A 21,835-nucleotide genomic window follows, 5' to 3' on the forward strand; every position below is an offset into this window, starting at 1 on the left:
GTGCTCTTTGGGTTGTTCCCTCCCCCCGCCGCTCGTCCGTCTGGCTGGCCCCCCCCCCCCCCCCCCCCCGACGCCCGGTACATCTCGCTGCGCGCCTCGGCGCACGACGACCGGGGCGGCTCGGTGCGCCAGGAGATCATCAGGGCGGTGGGGGTGCGGTAGTGCCGGTCCGGCCATTCCCGTCGTCGGCCGGGACCGGACGGGAACGGTCAGACGGGGCCCGGCCCCTTCGCGCTCACGATGCCGCGGACGACCCCCAGGGCGACCAGGTCCTGGGGGCGTACGCGGAGCTGGCCGGCCGTCGCGCGCACCTGGTCCGGGGGGCGCTTGAGGATCGCGGCGGCCAGTTCCGGGGCGATGACCGAGAAGTAACTGTCGGGCGCCGCCCACGTGTTGCCGGGCGCCGCCAGGGCGAGAGCGCCTCCGGAGCCGCCCTCGCCGACGACGACGGTGGTGACCGGGGTGCGGGCGCCGGCGACCGCGGCGAAGACGTCGGCGATCGCGGCCCCCGCGCCCTGCCGTTCGGCCTCCGCGTCGTTCGCGGCGCCCGGCGTGTCCACCAGCGTCAGGACGGGGATGCCGAGCCGGCCCGCGAGGCGGATCAGCCGGGCGGCGGTGCGGTACCCGGCGGGACGGGTCGCCGTCCCGCACTGGGCGGCGTACGCGACGGTCCGTCCCCCGTGCTCGCCGAACCCGCACCGCATCCCGTCGTCGGTGCCGCCGCACCGGTCGCCGCCGAGCGCCGCGCGCCGGGTGAAATAGGCGTCCAAGTAGGCCTCGGCGCGCGGCCGTTCGGGGGAACGGGCGCGCAGGACGGCGTCCCAGCCGGTGGCGGGGAGTTCGCCGGGTGCGGCCGGGGACGGCGCCGGCGGGGCGGGCTCCTTCGACGGCGAGGTCAGCAGCGAGAGCCACGTGGCCAGCGTCCCGCTCAGGTCCTCGGGCCGTACGACGGCGTCGACCGCGCCCGCCGCCAGCTGGGCCTCGGCCGTGTACGCCGCCGGATCCGCGTCCGGCGGACGCACCCGGGAGCCCGCGAACCCCACCTGGGCGCCGGGCAGCGCGAGGATCACGTCGGCGCCGGCCCCCAGCGTCGCCCAGCCGCCGCCCGTCGTCGGATCCCGTACCACCGCCAGCTGCGGCAGCCCGGCGTCCCGGGTGAGCGCCGACTGCCGTGCCACCCGCTGGAGCTGGGTGAGGGCGAGCATGCCCTCCTGCATCCGGCTGCCGCCGGTCGCGACGAGCGAGACGACCGGAAGACCGTGCGCGCGGGCGTGGACGTGCGCCGCCTCCAGCCGGCCGCCGGTGCGCTCGCCCAGCGAGCCGCCGAGGAACCCGAACTCGAAGGAGACGAACACGGCGTCGGTGCCGCCGACGCTCGCGTGCCCGACGACGACGGACTCCGTCTCGCCGGTGCGCTCGGCGGCCCGGGCGCGTGCGGCGCCGTAACCCTGCCACTCCAGCGGGCCGTCGGGCGCGAACTCCCCCTCGGGGACGTCGAGTTCGGTGAAGGCGGCGCCGCCGGTGGCCAGGGCGAGGGCCTCGCGGGCCGAGGGGCGGTCAGTCACGCGTCAGCGCCCGCTTCATGATCTTGCCCATGTCGTTGCGGGGCAGCGAGTCCAGGAAGCGCACGGCGCGCGGGCGCTTGTGCGGGGCGAGCCGGCCGGCCACGTGGTCCGCCAGCTCGGTTTCCAGGGCGGGCCCCGCGGGCCCTTCGGGCACGACCCAGGCCACGATCCGCTCGCCCAGGTCGGCGTCGGGCTCGCCGGTGACCGCGGCCTCGCGTACGGCCGGGTGTTCCAGCAGCGCGTTCTCGATCTCGCCCGCGCCGATCTTGTAACCGCCGCTCTTGATCAGGTCGGTGGCCTTGCGGCCGACGATGCGGACGTAGCCGTCGGGGTCGCGCACCGCCATGTCGCCGGTGCGGAACCAGCCGTCCTCGGTGAACGCGGCGGCGTGCGCGTCGGGCCGGTTCAGGTACGCGGAGAACAGGTTGGGCCCCCGCACCTGGATCTCGCCGATCCGCTCCCCGTCCGTCGAGCCGACGGGCGTCCCGTCGCTGTCGTAGCCGCCGATGACGGTGCCGTCCTCCTCGACGAGCCGCACGTCGACGCCGGGCAGCGGCACCCCGACCGTGCCCGCCCGGGCCTCTCCGTCCGCCCGCACACTCGTGATCATCAGGGTCTCCGTCATTCCGTACCGCTCGATCACCCGGCGCCCGGTGGCGGCCGCGATGCGTTCGTGGTCGTGCACGGGCAGCGCGGCGGAGCCGGACACCAGCAGCCGGGCCCGGCCGAGCGCCCCGGCGAGCGCGCGGTCGCCGGGAAGCGCCTCCGCGATCCGGTGGTACATCGTCGGCACCCCGAACAGCATCGTCGCGCCGTCACCCAGCTCGCGCGCCACGCCCTCCGTGCTGAAACGGCCCAGGTGGCGCACGGAACCACCGCGGCGCAGCGGACCGAGGACGCCCAGGACCAGCCCGTGCACATGGAAGAGCGGCAGCCCGTGCACCAGTACGTCGTCGCCGGTCCACTTCCAGGCGTCGGCCAGCGCGTCCAGCGTCGAGGCGACCGCGCGGCGCGGGATCACGGCGCCCTTGGGCGGGCCGGTGGTGCCCGAGGTGTAGACGACGAGGGCGGGCGCCGCGGGATCCGCGTCCACGGGCGGCCCGGCCGCGCCGGTGCCCGACACGCCGACGTCCACCCGCGCCAGGGCGCCCAGCGCGGGCGGCAGCCGGTCGCCGCCGGCGGCCAGCACCGCCGACGGGGCGCTGTCGGCCAGGATGTGCCCCAGCTCGCCCTCCCCGGACTTCGGGTTGAGCGGCACGACGGGCACACCGGCCTGGAGGGCGGCCACGACGGCGACCGCGGTCTCCAGGGCCGGCGTCGCCCACACGGCGACCCGGCCGGCGTCACGGATCCGCGGGGCCAGGGCGCCCGCCGCGGCGGCGAGCTGCGCGTACGTCAGGGCACGGTCGCCGAAGCGCAGCGCGGGCCGTGCGGCGGCCGAGCCGCCCGTCAGGGCCGGAAAGAGGGAGGACACGCGGCGTACTCCTAGGTCGCAGGGGCTCGTCTTCGTGCTCGTTCCTACACCAGGGCCAGCGAGATCCGCCGCAGTACCAGGTTGATGCCGACGATCTCGACGCTGAGTTCGTCGCCCGCGCGGGGCGGTCCGGGCAGGCCGGCGAGCGCGTCGTTGTGCACCAGTCCGCGCAGGCCGTCGGCGACCTCGACGAACACCCCGAACGGGGCGACCTGGGTGACGGTCCCGCGCACCACCCGCCCGAGCCCGTCCCGGCCGAGCGCGGCCATCGGGTCCGGCTGGAGCGCCTTGAGGGAGAGCTGCACCTGCTGCCGCTCCGCGTCGATGTCCAGCACCTGGGCGGTCACCTCCTGCCCGACCCGGACCACCTCGTCGACGGAGTCGATGTGCCGCCAGGTCAGTTCGGGGATGCGGACGAACCCCTCGATGCCGTCGAGGTCGACGAACACGCCGAAGCGGGGGGTGTGCGTGACGACGCCCCGGCAGATCTGGCCGCGTTCCAGCGCGTGCAGCCGGTCGGCGGCCGGCGGTCTGCGGGTGCCGATTACCGTGCACAGGTCCTCGGCCAGCCGGACCTCCGTGGCGTGCAGCAGCGGGTGGTTCAGCCAGTGCAGCCGGGCCCGGTCGAGGACGCCGTGGTGCAGGGGCGGCCAGCTGGTGGCCGGTGTGAAGTCGTCGACGACGATCGTGCCGCCGGGGGACAGGAGGGGGAACAGGCCCGCCGTGCCGTCGTCGTGCTTCTTGCCGTGCCCGCCGCCGTCCAGGACCAGCAGGTCGTACGGGCCGTGCTCACCGATCCGCTGCCACCGGCCGTGGACGATCCGCACCTCGGGCCGGCCGGCGAAGACCTCGGCGGCGACCCGGGCCCGCTGGGCGTCCCGTTCCACGCTGAACAGCTCGACCCCCGCCCGCGCCCCCGACGCCAGCCACGCCATGCCCACCCCGCAGCCCGTGCCCGTCTCCCCGATGCGGCTCCGGGCGCCGCTCGCCAGCAGCTGGAGCAGCCGCCCCTGTTCGGGCCGGCAGGAGTGCGTGAAGCCATGGCGCCGCGCGGCGGCGACGGCCCGCCCGACGAGCGGGGGCAGGGGCTCAGCGAAGTGGTCGTACGCGTCCGTTCCTGAGATCGCCATGGAGACGATCGTGCCCCTTCGGAGGCCGTCCCGCCTCGCCCGGGAGAGCGATCGCGCCACCCGCCGAGGACCGTCCCGGCCCCTTTCACCGCGGTGGGCCGCCGGAGACCGGGTGCGTCCGCCGGGGCGGCACGTGCCCGTTCCGGCCATGTCCGGCACGTGATCGTCCCGGGAAACGTGGCGCGGGCCGGACGGTGCCCGTAGTCTCGGCGTTCAACGACACTTGACGGGTCAACTGCCGGGAGCCCATGAGTGAGTGAGTCCCTGCCGTCCCCTCCCGGGACGCCGGAGCGCCACGGCGTGCCCGGACGGGCGGCCGTCCCCGGGCCCGACGGGACGCCGAGCCGTGAGGTGGGGGCGACGGTGAGACTCCCCCGCGGGCGAAGGGAGTTCGCCGCCCGGGTCCGCAGGGCGGCGGGCGCGGTCACCGCGCTGTTCCCGCCCAGGGCCGACTCCGAGATGCGCGCCCTGGCGGCGGAGCTCACCCGTGCGCTGCGCGGCCGGCTCCAACCGCCGGTCGACGTGCGGGAGCTGGCCCGCGCCCTGTGCGCGGAGATGAGCCGGCGGCGGGACGGGCGCCCCGTCGAGCTGCGCTTCGAGCGTTTTCCGGACGAGATCGAGGTCACCGGACTCTGGCTGCAGTTCCAGGACTTCGACCTCGTGATCGTCGAGGAGCGCGCCGAGACGGTGCAGCAACTGGTGATTTTGGGCCATGAGTTGTGGCATCTGAAGGAGGGGCACCACGACCACCACGTGGTCGGCGCCGCCGCCGCGGCACGTGCCCTGTCCGGCGAACCCGGCCGGATCGTATCCCCCGGGACGCCCGGCCGTCCCGACGGGCCCGCGTCGCCCGGCCGTTCCGGCGAACCCGCGTCGCCCGGCCGTTCCGGGGGACCCGCGTCGCCCGGGGCCGACGGCACCCCCCGCGTGCGGGCCGTGCCAGGCACCCCCGGCTGGCCGGGGATCGCCCTCACCGTCGCCGCCCGCAACGGCTCCCACGAGGCCGAGGAGGCGGAGGCCGAGGAGTTCGGTCTGCACCTGGCCAGCGCCTTCCGGTCCTGGGTGACCCGCCCCGGCACCACAGGACCCGCGGCCGGCAGCCCCATCCAGGCGTCCCTGGGCTACCGCGACCCGAGGACCGAGCAGCGATGAACCCGGCCGGCTTCTTCGACGGGATGTACATCTCGTTCTGGATCCCGCTGGCCGTCCTGGCCGTCACGCTCGCCATCAGGCTGCCCAGCATCATCAAGCTCTGGCAGGACCCGCTGCTGCGGGCCGTCGGCGGCCTGCTCCTGCTCGCCTGCGCGGTCTTCGTCTTCGCCGCGCCGCCGACCATCGCCTGGACCAACCGCGTCACCGGCGTACCGAACATCTCGGCGCCCCTGGTCTACACCCTGCTCACCGCGTTCTGCGGCTCCTGCCTGCTGCTGACCCTGGCCTGGCGCAACGGCCTGTCCGGGCACTCACCGACGACCCGGCGGACCACCGGACGCGTCGTCAGCGTCTACACGGCCGTGATCGTCGCGCTGTGGGCGCTGTTCGCGCTCGCCGACGTCCCCGTCGAGCGGGTGCGGGACCTCGACACCTACTACGCCACCACGGCCTTCATGCGCGAGGAGATCCTGCTCTACCTGCTCGCGCACACCGCCGCCTGCCTCATCACCTACCGGGTGATCCGGAACTGGATCCGCGCCGGCGGACTCGACGGATGGCTGCGCGCCGGCCTGCGGTTCATGGGCGTCGGCTACGCCATGAACCTGCTCTACGACGGCGCGAAGCTGTCCGCCGTGCTCGCCCGGTGGACCGGCCGCGACCTGGACTGGCTGAGCACGGACCTGGCACCCCCCGTCGCCTGCGTCTCCGCGGTCCTGATCGCGGCGGGCTTCGTGCTGCCCCACAGCGGCCAGTACCTCCAGCGCCGCACGCGCACCCGGCTCAGCCACTGGCGCCTGCGGCCCCTGTACCGGCTGCTGCGGACCGTCACCGGCGGGCGCGTCGCGTTCAAGCTGCGGGCGACGCCCGAGCTGCGCCTGACGCGCCGCGAGACGTTCATCCGGGACGCGCTGCTCCACCTCGCCCGGTACCTGGACGAGGACCTGCGCCGCCGCGCCCACGACGCGGCTCTCGACCAGGGGTTCGGGGCGGCCGAGGCGCGGCTGCTCGCCCATGTCGTGACGGTCCAGGACGCCGTCGGGGCCAGAAGGAGCGCGCGTGCCGACGACGTCGGGCGCTCCCTCGGCAGCCCCGACGTCGAGGACCTGCTGGCGGAGATCGAGGCCGTGTCCCGGACCCTGCGCAGGACGGACGACGTCCGGGCGGTCCGCGAGCGCGCGAACGGCGCGACGGCGGGTGTGCCGGCCTCCTGACCGGAGGGCACCCGGGGGTGGCTTCCTGAGCGCAGGGCCCAGGGGTGGCTTCCTGACCGGAGGGCACCCGGTGGCGGAGCGACAACCGCCGGTTTCCGCTGGCGGGGACCTTGTTAGCCTGCGGCTCGACCGCCGGAACCCTCGAGGATGGAGCCGCCGTGGCCCGCACCACAGTCCGTGCCCGTGTCGCACTCGTCACCTACCGGCTCGGCGAGGTGGCCATCGTCGACCGGGACCTGCCCGCGCTCCAGGAGGCCCTGGAGGACGCCGGGGCGCAGGCCGTCGTCGCGTACTGGGACGACCCGGAGGTCGACTGGGCCGCCTTCGACCTCGTCCTGATCCGGTCCACCTGGGACTACAGCCGGCGCGTGGCGGAGTTCGTGGCGTGGGCCGAGCTGTGCGGGAAGCTGACGCGGCTCGCCAACCCGGCGGACGTCGTGCGCTGGAACACCGACAAGCGCTACCTCGGGGACCTGGCCGCGGCCGGCGTCCCGGTGGTCCCGACCCGCTACGTCGCCCCCGGCGACACCGTCGAACTCCCCGGCGACCACGAGTTCGTGGTGAAGCCCACCACCGGCGCGGGCGCCCGCCTCGCCGCCCGCTACACCCCCGGCGAGCGGGAGACGGCCGAGCGGCAGCTCGCCCGGATGCACGCGGAGGGGCTGACCGCGATGGTGCAGCCCTACCTGCGCAACGTCGACGTCACCGGGGAGCGGGCGCTGCAGTTCTTCGGGGGGCGCTTCCTGCACGCCAGCCGCAAGGGCGCCGTCCTCGAACCCGGGGCGCCGTACGACGGAACAAAGGTGTCGCACCCCCGGCTCCAGGACTGGGAGGTGACCCCCGCCGAACTCGTCGTGGCCGAGCGGGCGCTGGCCGCCGTCCCGGACGCGGTGGCGGCGGCGGGCGGCTCCGGCGACCCCGGCCTGCTGTACGCCCGGGTCGACCTCGTCGACGGCGACGACGGAGAGCCGCGCGTCATGGAACTGGAACTGGTCGAGCCCAACCTGTTCCTCTGGCTGCACCCGCAGTCGCTGCACGTGGTCGCCGAGGCGGTCATCCGGGCCGCTCGCTGACGGCCACCCGCTGGAGCAGCCCCCAGGTGAACTCGGCGGCGCACGGCCGCGGTACGCCCGATCCGTCCGGGGCGGTGAACGCGAGCCCCCAGCGGGTCGGCGCGCTGCCCTCCAGCGGGCGGGCCGGGGCGAAGGCGCGGACCGCCTCGTCGACCGTGCAGGACCAGGGGCGCAGGTCGTCCAGCGTGCGCAGCTCGGGACCGGCGGCGCCGGGCGCCCGGACCAGCCACTCGTTCCAGGCCACGCCTTTCGGGGCGAGCAGCACCTCGAAACGCAGGTCCGGCCAGAGCGGGACGGGCCACAGCAGGGCCTCGCAGTCGAGGTCGCCGATCCGGCGCTCCTCGATGGACTCCGGGGCACCGAGGACGGAGCGGTACCGGGCGGCGGCGCCCCGGGAGCGCGGGGAGCGCAGCATCGCCTGCCAGCGGCGGTTCGCCTCGCGCAGGTCGGCGGGGGAGGCGCCCAGCTCGTGCCGGGCGTCCTCGACCAGGTCAGGGTTGTGGTCGGCCATGCGGCGCAGCAGGACCAGCTGGAAGTCGACGGGGGTGAACGGGGTCACGGGGCGGTTGGCCGGCATGCGGTCCATCGTCGCGTACGCGGTCGCCGTCCGGACGCCGGCCGTCGGGGAGGAACAGCACCGAGTTGACGTATCGGGGCCCGCGCCACGGCAGCACCCGGCGCAGCAGGCCGTGGGAGACCACGTGCGCGGTGCGGGCCTGGTGCTCCTCCAGCGGGAAGCCGGCGAGCGGGCGCCAGGTGTCACCGGGCAGCACCCAGCCCTCGTACCCCCGCTCGGCGAGGTGGGCGACGACCGGGGCGACCGGCTGGATGCGGGCCTCCAGCTCGACGAAGAGGGCCGGCCGGTCGCGGGCCAGCAGTGTGTCCGCGCCCCGCAGCACCGCCAGTTCGCTGCCGTCCACGTCGATCTTCACGAAGCCGACGCCGCGCAGCTCCAGGCTGTCCAGGGTGACGCAGGGGACCTCCACGGCGCGGGCGTGGATGTCCCTGCGGACCAGCGAGGACACGCCCCGGTCGCCGGCGTCGCCCGCGGGCAGCCACAGCCGGGCGGTGCCCGGCCGGTCGGCGGCGGCGGCCGTGATCACGCGGACGTTCCGGTAGCCGGCCGCGGACACCAGCCTGGCCAGGTGCGGGACCGGCTCCACGGTCACCACCCGGCGGGCCCGGCGGGACAGCCGCCGGGTCCAGGGCCCGTACCAGCCGCCGACGTCCACCGCCGTGTCGCAGTCCGCAGGACACAGCTCGGCCAGACGGGCCAGCTCGGGCTCGAAGCGGGGATAGACCAGCCGGGCGGCCGCGGCGACCAGCCGCACCGGCAGGAACGGAGCGAGCCGGGCGGCGAGCGTGGTCATCGGACCATCCGCTTGAGGAGATCCTCGTGCTCGTCCTCCGTGACCTGCTCCCCGGAGGACGGAAGCAGTTGCGGGATGCCGTCGACGATCGGGTAGCGGCGGCGCAGACGCGGGTTGTAGAGCGCCTCGTCCGTCGCCGGGGCCGCCGACTCGTCCGCGGCGAGCAGATGCAGCGGGCCCTTGTCGAGCGGGCACGCCAGGATCCTCAGCAGCGGGTCGTCCGGGTTCATGGGGTCAACTCCTGGGCGTCGGATACGGGTTGGGGAGCGGTGTCGTGCTTGGGCATGACCAGCAGGACGCAGACCGCGAGCGCCGTGCCCGCCAGCCGCAGCGCGAGCCGCACCGGTTCGTGCGGCAGCGCCTCGCCGAACGCCAGCGTGCCGAGCACCGCGGTGAACAGGCTGGTCACGGTCGTGCACACCGGCACGATCAGCGAGGCGCGGCAGCGCTGGAGCGCCGCCTGCGACATGATCAGGCCGAACACGCCGGTGAACAGCAGGAGATAGGGGTACGGCGAGCGCAGCAGGCCCAGGGCCGCCGAGCCGAGCCCGCGCGTGGTCAGGTAGTTCGACACGCCCTTGATCGCGAGCGAGCTGACGCCGTACAGCAGGCCGACCGCGACGCCGTACTCGACCCCGGTGCTCGGCATCCGGTGCCGGTGGCGGCTGCGCCGTTCGGCGGCGCCGTACAGCCAGATCCCCGCGGCCAGCGACGGCACGCAGACCAGCAGGATCAGCGGGGCCGGCGCGCTGCGGCCGACGGTGTCCGAGTCCTCGCTCAGCGACAGCACGACCATCAGCAGCGCGGCGAGGATCGCGCCGAGCGCGTACCGCTCCCGGCCGGTCGTCTCCTCCCCGAGCAGCCGGGCCGAGAGCAGCACCAGCAGCACGAGACCGGAGACGAAGATGCCCTGCGCGGCGGCGATCGGCAGCGTGCGGTAGACGGCCAGCTGCGCGCCGAACCCGGCGGCCAGGGACAGCGAGCCGCCGATCCACAGCGGGCTGCCGACGACCAGGCGCAGCAGGCGGGCGGGGCGGCGGACGTTCACCTCCGGCAGGGCCGCCAGTGCCCGTTTCTCCAGGACGAATCCGGTGCTGTAGAGGACGTTCGCCAGCAGGGCCGCGGCCACTCCCCACCACATCGGCTATGTCCTTCGTGCGTGCAGCAGGAGGATCGAGGACGCCGAGGGGACCGCGCAGGCGAGCCGGTCAAGCGGCCGCAGCGGACGGGGTACGCCGTGGAAGGGCGCACCCCGCAGCGCCACGACGTCGAAGCCCGACGCGGCCACGAACTCCCGCAGCGCCCGCGCCGTGTACAGCCGCAGATGGCCGACGACCTCCCGGCCGGGGCGGCCGTGGACCGCCCGCAGGCTCACCTCCGAGAACACGGGCTGCACGCCCGCCAGGAGCAGGGCGCGGTTGTACCAGGCGGCGAGGTTCGGGGTGGAGAGCATCAGGTGTCCGCCGGGGCGCAGCACCCGGCGGATCTCGTCGAGCGCGGCGTCCGGGTCGACGAGGTGCTCGATCACCTCGCTGAACAGGACCGCGTCGGCCGACCCGGCGGCGAACGGCAGCCCCCCGTCGGTGAGTTCGCCGCGCACGGCGTACGGCAGCCGGGCGTGGGCGCGCCGGAGGGCGTCCTGGGACCAGTCGACGCCGACGAGCCGGTGGCCGGCGAGGAGGGGCGCGGCGGTGGCCGCGGCGGTGCCGTCGCCGCAGCCGATGTCGAGGACGGTGCGCGCGCCCCCGGTGGCCGGCCCGAGCGCGGCGGCCAGCATGCGGGCCTGGCGCAGGCTGCGGGGGGTGCCGGAGGCGACGGGGACGGCCGGGTCCTCGTAGAAGTCCCGCAGGCCGCCGCGGGCGGGGGCGGTGGTCGTCATGTGCCCTCCTGCGTCGCGTGCAGGTAGTGCTCGAAGAGGTCGCGCAGGTGGGCGCCGTCGTCGTGGCCGAGCAGGGAGCGGGACCAGCGCAGGGCGACGTGGAGGCGGCCCGTGGTGGACGCGGTCGTGACGGTCAGGCCGCGGGGCATCCGGGCCGGCGCCGAGAACCACACGGCGTGGGCTCGGCCGGCCTCCTCCCCGAAGTCCAGGGAGTACGGGATGCGGCCGATGTTGCTCAGGAGGGTGGTCGACGTCCAGGGGGCGGCCGCCCTGCGCAGCCCCCGGGTGACGGCGGCCCGCCAGGCGACGGGCACCACGGGAGCGGTCAGCAGGGCGGCGCCGTGGCCGAGTTGGGGGCGGGGGAGGGACTTGAGGGCGCGGGTGCGGTCCGCGGTGCGGCCGAGCAGCTCGCGCATCCGGCCCGGGTCCAGCTCCTGCGGCGCGAACGGCACCTCCACCAGCCGGGTGCCGTTCCCGATCGGCATGTCCGTGCCGCGCGGGCGGTCGTCGACCGGCATGGTGAGGCGCATCGGGCGGGGGCGGGCGCCGTGCTCCCGGTTCCAGTGGGCGATCATCAGGGCGGTGGCGGCCATCAGCTGGTCGTTCACCGTGTAGGCGGCGCCCCGGGGCCGGCGCGGGACGCCGAGTTCGGTGACGAGCAGGCCGTTGCCGGGCTCGGGCTCGGGGGAGCCGGGGGCGACCCTGGCGGGCGGGGCCCAGCCGGAGGGAGCCTCCTGGCGGCCGGCGGGCGAGGCGTCGGGAGCGCGCACCGGCGGCGCGGCGGGGGCGTTGTCCCGGCCGCCGTACAGCTCCGCCGCGGTGGCGAGGATGCGCAGGCAGGCGGGGCCGTCCAGTGCCGTGTGGTTGATGGTGAGGAAGAGAACGGTGCCGGTGCCGGTGCCGGTGCTCGCGGTGCCGTCGTTCACCTCGACGGCCTCGAGGCGGACGGGGGGAGAGGCCGACAGGGGCGGGGCGCTGCCGAGGGCCCGGTCGCGGGCGCGCGTGAGGGCGTTCCGGTCCGGCGGCGGGAAGGCCACCGCCTCGACGTCCGGGTCGGCGGTCAGCTCCCACTCGTAGCGGCGCCGGTACCAGGGGCCCGCCGCCTCGCGCATCAGGCTCCGCGGGTGCCGGCGCAGGGCCTCGGTGAACGCCGCCGTGAGACGGGCCCTTTCGAGCCGGCCGGGGAGGTGGACCTCGATGTGGACGGTCTCCGGCTCCTCCTCCTGATGGCAGTGCCGGGCGACCTCGTCCACCACCGGGAAGGGCACGCGTACGGGAGGCCGCCGCGGGCCGTTCGTGCCGTCCCGTGCCGGATGCTCCACGGCTGTCATGTGGCCTCGCCCTTCCCCGGGTCGTCCTGGCGGCCCGCGTCCTCGGCCGGCGTGTCCCGCGACCGCGGCTTGCGGAACCCGACGGGCGCGGTGGGCGGATCGGACTCCGCCTGCCCGGGTCCCCGCGCGGAATCGGCCTGCCCGGGTCCCCGCGCGGAATCGGCCTGCCCGGGTCCCCGCGCGGAGTCGGCCGCCCCGGGTCCCCGCGCTGACACGGTCGGCCCGGCTACCGGCGGGTCGGCCGGGGCCCACGGTGCGGGCGGCGGCGGCGGGTCACCGTCGGTGCGCCGGGCCCCGGGGTCCCTTCCCGGGCCGGCGTTCTCGCCCTTCCGGCGTCGGGGGAGCGGTGCCGTGGGGGCCTCCGACGCCGGTGGCGCCTCCCCGTGCAGGGCCGGCCCCGCAGCCCCCGGCGTGGACTCCCGCACGCTCACCAGCGCCGCGAACAGGCCTATCAGCGCCAGCAGTTGGGCCACGGGATGGAACGCGCCCCCGTCCGCACCGGGCGGCGCCCCGGCATCCGTGGCCGCGGTGATCCCGGCCCCCGCGAGGGCGAGGAAGGCGACCGGCACGAGCAGGGCGCGCCGCTTCACCGCGAGCAGCGCCAGCAGCGGGACCAGGAGTGCGAAGAACCCGGCGATCACGATGCCCACCAGCGTGAGCGCCACCAGGCCCAGCCAGGGCCCCGGGTTCGGCGGCACGGGCTGCGGCTCGTCCGGGTTGGGTGCGCTCCGGCGCCACAGGACGAGCCCGGCGAGCAGCGCCACGGCGGCCCCGCCGCCGATCAGCCCGGCCTCGTAGACCGTCGAGGGCCCGTACGACAGCTGGACGGTGCCGCCCGCGCCGGACGGGATCCGCCAGCCCTGCTGCCAGCCGTCGAGCCGTACCGGCGTGAGTTCCCGGCCGTCCAGCGTCGCCTTCCAGCCGTCGTTGAAGTTCTCGTACGTCGTCAGGTACGAGGCCGCGCCGGAGCCGACGCGCACCTCGCGGCGGTCGCCGAGCCAGTCGCTGACACGCAGCCGGCGGCCGGCGGTGGACGCCTCCGCGACCGTCCCGTGGGTCAGCGTCACGTCCGTCACGGTGAGCGGCCCGGCGTCCCCGGCCTCCACCCGGTGGGCGCCGCCGCCCAGTCGCAGCGCCGGATCCGCGTCACCCTCCCGGCAGAGCGTCAGCTCGACCGGGCGGCGCTCGGTCAGATCCCGTACCGTGCCCTTCGCGCCCGTCTCGTACAGCTTGCCGTCGACCGCGAGCACCGGCCCCTTCCCGCAGGGGAGCGAGAACGTCCGGGACGGTGCGGGCTGCCGGGTGCGGTACCGGTCGAGCGCCGGGACGTACGCCTCCGTGAGGCCGACCGGCAGTTGCAGGTCGTCGTCCGCGACCGGGTTGTGGACGGTGAGCGGCGCGGTCTCCGTGACGGTGATGTCGAGCCGGTCGGTGGTGATCGGGTCGAAGCGGGCCCAGCCGTTCTCGTCGACGCCGACCGTCGCCGCGCCGTCCGGCGAGCTGATGCTGATCTTCGTGGGCCGGGTGGACAGACCGCCGGCCGGGGCCAGCACGATCGAGCCGACCGCCTGCTTCCCGGGCCAGCTCAGGTGGATGACGGGGCGCTCGCCCGCGATCCACGCCGTCGTCAGGTCGCCGTCGGTCAGGTTGCGCGCCGACAGGCCCGCACCGAGCCGGGCCGTCGAGTCCGCCGTGGCGGTGATCCGGCTCCGCTGCCCGGGTGCCACCTCGTAGAGCAGCCTGTCGAGTTCCTCGCCGGGCACCGGGACCGCGCTCGCCCGTACCTCGTACGTGCCCGCGGCCGAGGTCGTGAAGCGCCGGTGCAGGCCCGCCTCGGTGCCCGTCGGGGACAGCCCGGCCGGGTCGGACGTGCGGTGCAGCGAGACGATCCCGGCGGCGGCGTCCGAGCCGGCCGCGTCCGTCGGGAGCCGCAGCAGCCGGGTCACCTGCACCTCGGGCAGGTCGATCTCGGAGAAGCCGGCGCCGGTGAGCCCGGAGTGCCGCCGGGTGGAGTCGACGATCGTGATCTTCAGCCAGCGCGTGGCCCCGGCGCGGGCCCTGACGCGCTGGGTGGTGCCGTCGGGTTCGAGGAAACTGGTGCGTGACCCCTGCTCCGTCTCCACCCGCACCCGGGTCGCCGCCGACCGCACCCCGTCCTGCGGCAGCGGGGTCACCCCGAAGGACGACGGCACGTCGACGGAGCCGGTGAAGCCGATCCGCAGCCACTGCCCGTCGGCCGAGCCCGCCGCTCCCTCCGCCCAGGCGGTGTCCGGATTGCCGTCGAAGGCGTTGACGGGGTCGTACTGGGGGAGGTGGAACAGCCAGTTGCCGCTCGACGAGGCGGTCACCGAGCGGGCGCCGCGCAGTTCGGCCACCGTCTGGTGGTCCAGGCCCCGCGTCGGCAGGATCTGGTGCGGTTCCTCACCCGCGTCCTGCGCGCTGTCGCTGTCGTTGCGCTGGTCGCGGGTGTACGTGTACGAGGTGTTGGAGCCGACCAGGCCGAACCGGGTGTCGGCCCGCCGCAGCCCGTCGCCGGTGACCTGCACCGGCGGGGTGCCGAGACCGGGGTGGTTGTCACCGGTCAGCACGGTGGCCCGGTTGCGCATCGCGGGGTCGGCGGACAGCGGCAGCAGCGCCTCGGGGCCGCCGGAGACGACGGCGGTGTCGGCGACCGCCCTGAGTCCGGCCTGCCCGGGCCGCGGCACGTCCCGGTCGGCCGGCTCGTAGATCTCCACGGCGCGCTGGCGCGGATACAGGCCCTCGACCTGCAACGGGGTGTTCTCCGCGATCCGGCCGCCGGTCATCACGGGTCCCAGCCCGGTGACCTTCCGGTACCCGGACTGCTCCAGGGTCCGCTTGACCGTCGCGGTGGGGACGTAGCCGAGCTGGTCGGGGTCGAGGTCGTTGCGGACGACGACGTAGTGCAGCCCGGCCCGGCTCAGGAAGTCGGCGAGGCCCGGGACTTCGGCGCCCGTCGCCAGGGACTGCTCGACCGCGTCCATGGCGCGCCGGTTGCCCGGGGTGCCGAAGGGGACGTAGTCCCGCTGCGCCCAGCGGGAGCCGGCGAGGACGTCGAGCGGCTGGTCGATGGGGGAGCCCCAGGTGTAGATGCCGTGCGCGGTGGCCGGGACGACGAGGGCGCGGGAGTCCGGGGAGTACTTCTCCAGCCAGTCGGCGGTGCTCTGCCAGTACCGGGGCAGTTCCCGGAACGAACCCGGGTTCAGGATCGACCCGTTGAGATACGGCAGGACGAGCCCCGGCAGCACCAGGACCGCCGCGGCCAGCGGGGCGAGACGGCGTCCGCGCACCCGCCGGGCCCCGTGTTCCGAGGAGGCGACGCCCGCCAGATGGGCCAGCCCGAGGACGAGCGCGAGCGCGAGCCCCGTCTGGAACTTGTAGATGTTGCGGAAGGGGACGAGCCCGCCGTTCAGCCAGTCCTGGACGACGCCGTGGAAGGGCGCGCCGAACGAACCGCCGTACCCGGCCAGCGTGATGAGGGCGACCGTCAGCACGGTCAGCACCAGCCACCGGCGCTCGGGCATGTCCCGTCGCGCGAGTCCGGCGAGGCCGAGACCCGCCGCGAGGGCCGAGCAGAGCACCACGAGCACCGAGGAGACGACACTCCAGCCGGCCGGCAGCCAGGCCTCGCCGAAGTGCAGATAGGCGACCCAGTTCCCGGCGCCGCGCAGGGTCTCGGTCGCGGACATGGTGGCGGTCGTGGTCTGCGAAGTCTCCACGTAGGGGAGGAAGTTCTCGCCGTAGAGGCCGAGCAGCAGCAGCGGCACCACCCACCAGGCCGTCGCCAGGAGCACCCCCGGCACCCACCAGGCGATCAGCCCGCGCCGCCGCGGCCCGCGCGGGCGCGAGAGGAGATACAGGCCGACGGGCAGCAGGGAGGCGAGCGTCGCCGCCGCGTTCACCCCGCCCATGAACGGGATGACCAGCGCCGAGCGCAGAGCGGCGACCCGGGCCGCGTACCGCTCGTCGGCCAGCGGCAGCAGCACCCACGGCAGGAAGGCGCCGGGGAGCGCGGCGGCCGAGGTGGAGCCGACGACGATGGTGAAGACCGGCCACAGCGCGTACGCCGTCGCGGCGAGCAGCCGGGACGCGGGCGTGCCGACGCGCAGCCGCTCGGCGAGGCGCAGCGCGCCCCAGAACGCGACGGACACCACGACGGACAGCCACAGCCGCTCGGCCAGCCACACCGGGAGGTGGACCAGTTCGCACAGGCCGTAGAACGGCAGCATCGGCCAGGCGTAGCCGACGTACTGGTCCTGGAGGCCGCCGAAGCCGCCCCGGTCGTGCCACAGCTGACCCAGGTCGGAGAGGAACTGCCAGGGGTCGAGTGCGACTCCGAGCTTGGTGTCGAAGGTCGTCCGGCCGGGGTGCACGGCCAGGAACAGCACGAACACCACGGCCCAGAACCCCAGCAGCCACCGCCGCGACCGCGGGCCCCGCGGGGGGCCCGCCGCGGTGGTGGCGGGGCGGACGTCCGCCGGGGGTGGAGCCTGGACCGTGCTCGTCATGGTGGACACCGCCGGAGGATGAGGAGAAGGTTCCAGGTGGCGAACTCACGCAGTCCCGGCGCCTTCGCGACGGCGGACGCGAGGAACGGCCAGTAGCGGGAGCGCGCCGAGACGACGGTGACGTCGTCGCGGGCGCGGACCTGCCGCAGGGTGGATCCGATGTGCACGGCGAAGAGGTTCTCGCCGAGGGTGTGCTTGGGCGCCTTCCCGGTACGGCGGCGGTAGCGGGCACGCGCCCGTTCGGCGCCGAGGTAGTGCCAGGGCGCCCACTCGTGACCGCCCCACGGGGAGTACCAGTTGGTGAAGGACACGTAGATCAGCCCGCCGGGCCGGGTGACCCGCACCAGCTCGCTGAGGAAGGTCTGCGGGTCGGCCACGTGCTCCAGGACGTTGGACGAGAAGCAGACGTCGGCGATCCCGTCGGCCAGCGGCAGCAGATACCCGTCGGCGACGACGGCGCCCTCCGGCGGCTTCTCGCCCAGTTCCGCGGCGTCGGGCTCGAAGAGGTACGCCTGGGCGCCGCGCCGCCGGAACTCCGCGGTGAAGTAGCCGCCCCCGCCGCCGACGTCCACGACGGTACGGCCCTGGAGGGCGCCGTACGCCTCGACCTGGTCGGCGGCGTCGCGGGCGAGCAGCGAGTAGCAGGCGGCGGGGTCGTCCTGCTCGTGCAGGAAGGCCCGGAAGAGGGCGAGGGAGCGGCGTACGGAGGGGTCCTTGAGGCCTGTACCGCTGCGGGTGCCGGTGCCGGTGCCGGTGCCGGTACCTGTACCGCTGCCGGCGCCGGCGCCGGTGCCAGTGCCCGTACCGCTGCCGGCGCCGACGCCGGTGCCAGTGCCAGTGCCCGTACCGCTGCCGGCGCCGACGCCGGTGCCAGTGCCAGTACCGCTGCCAGTGCCCGTACCGTTGCCGCTGCCGGTACCGGTGCTCCGTCCGCCGGTACGGCGCGCTGCTCCGCCGGAGGCTCTCATGGCGTCCAGCCCCTCACCGCCTCCGCGGCCACCGCTCCGAACCGGCGCACCGTGTGGTTCCAGCGGTACCGGGCGGCGTGGTCGCGGGCGGCCCCGCCCATCAGGGCGCGCCGGTCGCCGCTGAGCGCGAGCGTGCACCAGGCGGCGGCGAAGGAGGACTCGCCGCGGGCCAGCACGCCCGTCTCGCCGTCCACCACGGAGTCGCGCAGACCCGGTACGTCGAAGGCGATCGCCGGGGTCTGCCGGGTCGCCGCCTCGGTGACCACCAGGCCCCAGCCCTCGACCGCGGAGGGGTGCAGCAGCAGCCACGCCGCGCACAGCAGCCGGTGCTTCTCGGCCTCGGAGACCCGCCCGGCGAACTCGACGCCCGGCCCGGCGAGCCGTTCCAGCCCCTCCCGCTCCGGGCCCTCGCCGACGATCACCAGCCGGCCGCCGGTGACCGGGCGCACCCGTTCCCACAGCCGCAGCAGCAGGTCGATGCGCTTGTACTCGACGAGGCGGCCCATCGCCAGGAACAGCGGCTCGGGCGAGCGGGGGGCCGGCGGTCCCGGCTCCTCGACCCCGTTGTGCACGACCCGGATCCGGGCCCGCTCGACGCCGATCGCACGCAGCGCCTGTGCCGTCGACGGGGAGACGGCGACCACCAGGTTGCGGCGCTGCGCGCCGGTCAGCGCCCAGTGCTCGAGTCGTCGGCCGAGCCGTGCGGCCGGTGCCAGCGCCCCGCCGAACCGCATCCGCCACAGATCGGTGTGGACGTGGTTGACGAGGCACAGCGTGGGGCCGCGGTGCCACAGCGGGGCCAGGTACGGCATTCCGTTGCACACCTCCACCAGCAGGTCGCAGTCACCGACCTGACGCCGGAAGGCGGAGCGGGCGTGCAGATAGTGGCCGAGGTCGCCGCCCGCCGAGACGACCCGGTAGCCGCGGTAGGGGACCCCACCCGCTCGGGCGGAGCCGGGAGCGGGGGAGGCGGGGCCTCCGCACAGCAGCGTGACCTGGTGGCCGAGCCGGGTGAGTCCCTCGGCCAGCCGGTCGACGAGGAGTTCGGAGCCGCCGGCCGCGGGATTCCCGAGGTCGCGATGGGCGAGGAAGACGATGCGGCGCGGGTGTGGGGGGAGCGCCGGAGGGTACTGCGCGGAACGCGGGAACGCGTCGCGCAGCGAGGAAGGTACGTGCTGGGGCATGGGTGCTCCAACTCGTCTCAGGGTGCGGAACTCAGCGTGGGGGGAGCTGGGTGGAGCGGGTGCCTGTCTCGGTTCTGCGGGTCGGGCTCTGGCGTTCGGCCGGGTTCGTGGGGGATTGCGGGGGCGGTCCGTGGTGGGGTGTGAGCGGGCTGTGTTCGGGTGGGGTGGACAGTTTTCGCCTGACGGTTCGATGCTGCTACTCACCGACGTGACAATTTCCGGGGTTTGTGGAGCCGGCGGCACATCACTTCGTGAGGGTCGAAGGGGAGGAGCCGGGCGAATCGGGACGTGCTCGCCCGCGCAGCACCAAAACGGCACCCGTGGCGGCGAGCAGGAGGCCCAGTACCGCGGAACCCGCCGGCAGCGTCCGCCCCAGCATGCGCAGTTGGCCGCTCTCGTCCTTCGCCTGCCGCACCTGCTCCCGCTGGGTCCTCGGGGTGAACGCGAGCTTCTCGCTGTCCAGGAGCACCGCCGCGTCCTTCGCGGCGCCGGGGGCGCGCAGCGTCTTGCGCGGGCCGACCTGCGCGTAGAGCACGCGGCCGGTGCTCTGGTCCACGACGAGTTCGACGAGGTGGTTGGCGTACCACTCCTCGGCGAGGACCTGGCTGCGCCCGGGCAGGCCCACGACGGCGCCCGGCACGAGGCGGGTCCCGGTCCGGGTCGCGGGCACGGTGCCGGTGAAGCGGTAACCCTCGTACCCCTGGACCTTCCTGGTGTCCCGGTAGTGCAGGGTGACGGTCCCGCCGAGCGAGTTGTCCCACCAGCGGTAGTCGCGTTTCTGCACGTCGAAGGGGAACTTGAGGTAGGCCTCGCCCTCGATGCGCGGCTTCTCCCGGCAGCAGTGCACGGGCGTGTTGGTCCTGCGGTCGGTGACCCACCGGTGCGGCATGAACTCCAGCGCGTCGTGCGGGTCGGCCGCGGGCAGCGACTGGTCCGTGTCGACCGTCGTCGTCACGTCCCAGACCGCCCTGCCGCTGCGCTCGCTGTCGGCGACGTCGCCGCGCACCCGCTGGGTGACGGTGATCCGCCGGCCCGGTACGGTCCTGACCTTCTCGACGTCGAAGACTCTGCCGGTGCCGGTGTAGATCGCGGTGGTGTCGATGTCGACGGGGTTGACGGCGGCGCGCGGCTGCACGTACCAGGCGAGCATCGGGGCCAGTACCAGCAGGAAGGTGCCGAGGCCCAGCAGGATCAGGGAGACGGCGACCGGCGGGTGCGGCCCGAAGAACCTCCTTGAGGGGTGGCGGTCGGCAGACGGGCGGGCGGTCCGGCGCATCCGGGCACTCCAGTGGCTCGGGTTCGGCTCGGCACACGCGTGGTTCGGGGTGATACGCGCTGATACGCGTGCGTCGACACCGGGAGGGAAAGTGCACGTGCGGTATGGGCCGGGAACCGTAGGCGCACCCTTGACGAAGTGTCAATGCATTGTCGAGACTGGGCACTTGCCGGACGGGGCCGGCGTGGGGCAGGACCGCACGGCCTGGCCGGTGCGGGCGACCGGGGTGGGGACGACCTCCGACAGAGAGGCTGACCCTGCGATGTCCAGACTGCTCGCCGCCGCGCTGACCGTCGTGGCCGCCGCCGCCCTCGCCGTGGGCGCCGCCCTCGGCATCGTGGCGCTGCTCGACGCGACCCCGGACCAGCCGAACAGCCCGCTGATCACGTACGAGCATGCCGCCCGGGAGCACTGACCGTGACCTCCCGCCCAGGAACGGGAACGGTCACCGCGCGCTCGGCCTGGCGTGACGTTCCGCGCCTGAAGGTACGGCAGTTCGCCGCCCTGGCGTTGGCGGAGGCGCCGGTGCTCGCCGAGGAGATCCTGCGCGAGATCCGCCGGGAGTACCCGCAGCTGCCCGTCGTCCTGGACGACTCCGGCGAACCGATGGCGCTGATCGGCATCCGCCGCGCGATCGAGGTCTTCGTCCAGCACCTGGAGACCGCCGAGGGCCGCCCGCGCGTCCACCCCGAGGTCTTCCAGGAGTTCGGCCGCGGGGAGGGCCTGAACGGCCGCAGCCTCGACTCCCTCCAGGCGATCTACCGGCTCGGGGTGCGCCTCGCCTGGCGCCGGTTCGCCGAGATCGGGCAGCGGGTCGAGATCCCGCCGCCGGCGATGTACGAGCTGGTCGACGCGGGCTACGAGTACCTCGACGGGCTGGTCGACCAGTCCGTCCGCGGGTACGCCGAGGCCGCCGCCCGCCAGGCGGGGGAGCGCCTGCGGCTCCAGCGCCGGCTGATGGAGCTGCTCCTCGCCGAGCACAGCCGGGGGGACCCCACCGACGCGCTCGCCGAGCGCGCCGCCCGGATCGGCTGGCCGCTGCCCGCCAGGGTGGCCGTCGGGGTGCTGGTGCGCCCGGCCCGCGAGGCCGTCGCCCCCGCCGTGGGCCAGGGTGTCCTCCTCGACATGGAGTACGAGCAGCCCCGCATGGTCGTGCCCGAGCCCGACGCGGCGGGCCGGCCGGAGCTGCTGCACCGCGCGCTCACCGGCTGGGCGGGCGCGATCGGGCCGCCGGTGCCGCTGGTGGACGCGGCGAAGTCGCTGCGCTGGGCGGAGGCGGCGGTACGGCTGATGGAGCGGGGGCTGCTGCCGGGCGGCGAGGTGCTGCACTGCACGGAGCACACCGAGGCGCTGGTTCTCCTCCAGCCCGAGGAGCTCATCGACGACCTCGCGCTGCGCTGCCTGGCTCCCCTCGCGCACTGCGGTCCGACGCACGGCCGCCGCCTCGCGGAGACGATGCTGGCGTGGCTGGAGACCCGCGGCGGCGCCCCCGAGGTCGCCGCCCGGCTCGGGGTCCATCCGCAGACCGTCCGCTACCGCCTCCGCCAGATCAGGGAACTGTGGGGCGACGAGGTCGACGACCCGGACCGCCGGTTCGAACTGGAACTCGTCCTGCGGGCCCAGCGGTTACGGGGCGAGGTGGGGGCACCGCGAGACAGACGGTGACGGTCCCGACCGGCCCGGGCCTCCGCCC

General features: G+C 75.2%; 18 protein-coding genes. 5 read left to right on the forward strand and 13 right to left on the reverse strand.

Annotation, left to right across the window (positions count from 1 at the left end; all coding sequences use genetic code 11):
- Positions 1 to 209: 209 nt before the first annotated feature.
- From AC069T_RS29075 to AC069T_RS29085, 3 genes are read right to left on the reverse strand one after another with little or no spacing between them, the layout of a single operon-like run.
- Positions 210 to 1,565 carry a carboxyl transferase domain-containing protein gene (locus tag AC069T_RS29075; protein WP_478785577.1) on the reverse strand — a complete coding sequence of 452 codons (1,356 nt, stop codon included), beginning with the start codon at positions 1,563 to 1,565 and terminating at the stop codon, positions 210 to 212.
- Positions 1,558 to 3,039: an acyl-CoA synthetase gene (locus AC069T_RS29080; protein WP_478785578.1), complete on the reverse strand. Its 1,482-nt coding sequence runs from the start codon at positions 3,037 to 3,039 to the stop codon at positions 1,558 to 1,560. Before AC069T_RS29080 ends, AC069T_RS29075 begins: the two co-directional genes overlap by 8 nt.
- Before the next feature lie 44 nt (positions 3,040 to 3,083).
- Positions 3,084 to 4,169, reverse strand: a complete 1,086-nt coding sequence (locus AC069T_RS29085) for an O-methyltransferase (protein WP_478785579.1) — start codon at positions 4,167 to 4,169, stop codon at positions 3,084 to 3,086.
- A gap of 363 nt (positions 4,170 to 4,532) precedes the next feature.
- Between AC069T_RS29085 and AC069T_RS29090 the strand changes: the two genes are divergently transcribed.
- From AC069T_RS29090 to AC069T_RS29100, 3 genes are all read left to right on the forward strand, one after another.
- Entirely contained in the window at positions 4,533 to 5,321 is a 789-nt protein-coding gene (locus AC069T_RS29090) for a collagen-like triple helix repeat-containing protein (RefSeq protein WP_478785580.1), read from the forward strand.
- A complete protein-coding gene (locus AC069T_RS29095) occupies positions 5,318 to 6,535 on the forward strand; it encodes an MAB_1171c family putative transporter (RefSeq protein ID WP_478785581.1) in 1,218 nt (405 codons plus the stop codon). Before AC069T_RS29090 ends, AC069T_RS29095 begins: the two co-directional genes overlap by 4 nt.
- Positions 6,536 to 6,693: 158 nt before the next feature.
- Positions 6,694 to 7,608, forward strand: a complete 915-nt coding sequence (locus tag AC069T_RS29100) for an ATP-grasp domain-containing protein (protein ID WP_478785582.1) — start codon at positions 6,694 to 6,696, stop codon at positions 7,606 to 7,608.
- On the opposite strand, the gene AC069T_RS29105 is transcribed toward AC069T_RS29100, so the two are convergent.
- From AC069T_RS29105 to pgfA, 10 genes are all read right to left on the reverse strand, one after another.
- On the reverse strand, positions 7,589 to 8,194 hold the full coding sequence (locus AC069T_RS29105) for a hypothetical protein (protein WP_478785583.1): 606 nt from the start codon (positions 8,192 to 8,194) through the stop codon (positions 7,589 to 7,591). The genes AC069T_RS29100 and AC069T_RS29105 overlap by 20 nt on opposite strands.
- Entirely contained in the window at positions 8,100 to 8,978 is an 879-nt protein-coding gene (locus tag AC069T_RS29110; protein WP_478785584.1) for an FkbM family methyltransferase, read from the reverse strand. Before AC069T_RS29110 ends, AC069T_RS29105 begins: the two co-directional genes overlap by 95 nt.
- Positions 8,975 to 9,208 carry a Trm112 family protein gene (locus AC069T_RS29115; RefSeq protein WP_478785585.1) on the reverse strand — a complete coding sequence of 78 codons (234 nt, stop codon included), beginning with the start codon at positions 9,206 to 9,208 and terminating at the stop codon, positions 8,975 to 8,977. The genes AC069T_RS29110 and AC069T_RS29115 overlap by 4 nt, the downstream gene beginning before the upstream one ends.
- Entirely contained in the window at positions 9,205 to 10,107 is a 903-nt protein-coding gene (locus tag AC069T_RS29120; protein ID WP_478785637.1) for a hypothetical protein, read from the reverse strand. The genes AC069T_RS29115 and AC069T_RS29120 overlap by 4 nt, the downstream gene beginning before the upstream one ends.
- Before the next feature lie 15 nt (positions 10,108 to 10,122).
- The gene (locus tag AC069T_RS29125; RefSeq protein ID WP_478785586.1) at positions 10,123 to 10,857 is read right to left on the reverse strand and encodes a class I SAM-dependent methyltransferase; all 735 of its coding nucleotides are present in this window, start codon (positions 10,855 to 10,857) and stop codon (positions 10,123 to 10,125) included.
- Positions 10,854 to 12,188 (reverse strand): condensation protein, encoded by a 1,335-nt coding sequence (locus AC069T_RS29130; RefSeq protein WP_478785587.1) that lies wholly within the window; start codon positions 12,186 to 12,188, stop codon positions 10,854 to 10,856. The genes AC069T_RS29125 and AC069T_RS29130 overlap by 4 nt, the downstream gene beginning before the upstream one ends.
- Positions 12,185 to 16,714, reverse strand: coding sequence for an alpha-(1->3)-arabinofuranosyltransferase domain-containing protein (locus AC069T_RS29135; RefSeq protein WP_478785638.1), 4,530 nt, complete (start codon positions 16,712 to 16,714; stop codon positions 12,185 to 12,187). The genes AC069T_RS29130 and AC069T_RS29135 overlap by 4 nt, the downstream gene beginning before the upstream one ends.
- Complete coding sequence (locus AC069T_RS29140) at positions 16,711 to 17,385, reverse strand: class I SAM-dependent methyltransferase (protein ID WP_478785639.1); 675 nt, start codon at positions 17,383 to 17,385, stop codon at positions 16,711 to 16,713. The genes AC069T_RS29135 and AC069T_RS29140 overlap by 4 nt, the downstream gene beginning before the upstream one ends.
- A 293-nt stretch (positions 17,386 to 17,678) precedes the next feature.
- A complete protein-coding gene (locus AC069T_RS29145; protein WP_478785588.1) occupies positions 17,679 to 18,866 on the reverse strand; it encodes a glycosyltransferase family 4 protein in 1,188 nt (395 codons plus the stop codon).
- A 244-nt stretch (positions 18,867 to 19,110) separates the two neighbouring features.
- Complete coding sequence (gene pgfA, locus AC069T_RS29150; RefSeq protein WP_478785589.1) at positions 19,111 to 20,142, reverse strand: cell envelope lipid trafficking protein PgfA; 1,032 nt, start codon at positions 20,140 to 20,142, stop codon at positions 19,111 to 19,113.
- A 262-nt stretch (positions 20,143 to 20,404) separates the two neighbouring features.
- On the opposite strand from pgfA, the gene AC069T_RS29155 reads away from it, so the two are divergent.
- Positions 20,405 to 20,557, forward strand: coding sequence for a hypothetical protein (locus AC069T_RS29155; protein WP_478785590.1), 153 nt, complete (start codon positions 20,405 to 20,407; stop codon positions 20,555 to 20,557).
- A gap of 2 nt (positions 20,558 to 20,559) precedes the next feature.
- Complete coding sequence (locus AC069T_RS29160; protein WP_478785591.1) at positions 20,560 to 21,807, forward strand: PucR-like N-terminal domain-containing protein; 1,248 nt, start codon at positions 20,560 to 20,562, stop codon at positions 21,805 to 21,807.
- Positions 21,808 to 21,835 lie beyond the last annotated feature (28 nt).

The sequence above is a fragment of the Streptomyces sp. NPDC043867 genome, from assembly GCF_056435845.1.

Bases quoted from the DNA above. Each gene is read 5' to 3' on its own strand.
- AC069T_RS29085 (WP_478785579.1), bottom strand. From the start codon at position 4,169: ATGGCGATCTCAGGAACGGACGCGTACGACCACTTCGCTGAGCCCCTG.
- AC069T_RS29095 (WP_478785581.1), top strand. From the start codon at position 5,318: ATGAACCCGGCCGGCTTCTTCGACGGGATGTACATCTCGTTCTGGATC.
- AC069T_RS29105 (WP_478785583.1), bottom strand. From the start codon at position 8,194: ATGGACCGCATGCCGGCCAACCGCCCCGTGACCCCGTTCACCCCCGTC.
- AC069T_RS29110 (WP_478785584.1), bottom strand. From the start codon at position 8,978: ATGACCACGCTCGCCGCCCGGCTCGCTCCGTTCCTGCCGGTGCGGCTG.
- AC069T_RS29115 (WP_478785585.1), bottom strand. From the start codon at position 9,208: ATGAACCCGGACGACCCGCTGCTGAGGATCCTGGCGTGCCCGCTCGAC.
- AC069T_RS29125 (WP_478785586.1), bottom strand. From the start codon at position 10,857: ATGACGACCACCGCCCCCGCCCGCGGCGGCCTGCGGGACTTCTACGAG.
- AC069T_RS29130 (WP_478785587.1), bottom strand. From the start codon at position 12,188: ATGACAGCCGTGGAGCATCCGGCACGGGACGGCACGAACGGCCCGCGG.
- AC069T_RS29135 (WP_478785638.1), bottom strand. From the start codon at position 16,714: ATGACGAGCACGGTCCAGGCTCCACCCCCGGCGGACGTCCGCCCCGCC.
- AC069T_RS29145 (WP_478785588.1), bottom strand. From the start codon at position 18,866: ATGCCCCAGCACGTACCTTCCTCGCTGCGCGACGCGTTCCCGCGTTCC.
- pgfA (WP_478785589.1), bottom strand. From the start codon at position 20,142: ATGCGCCGGACCGCCCGCCCGTCTGCCGACCGCCACCCCTCAAGGAGG.
- AC069T_RS29155 (WP_478785590.1), top strand. From the start codon at position 20,405: ATGTCCAGACTGCTCGCCGCCGCGCTGACCGTCGTGGCCGCCGCCGCC.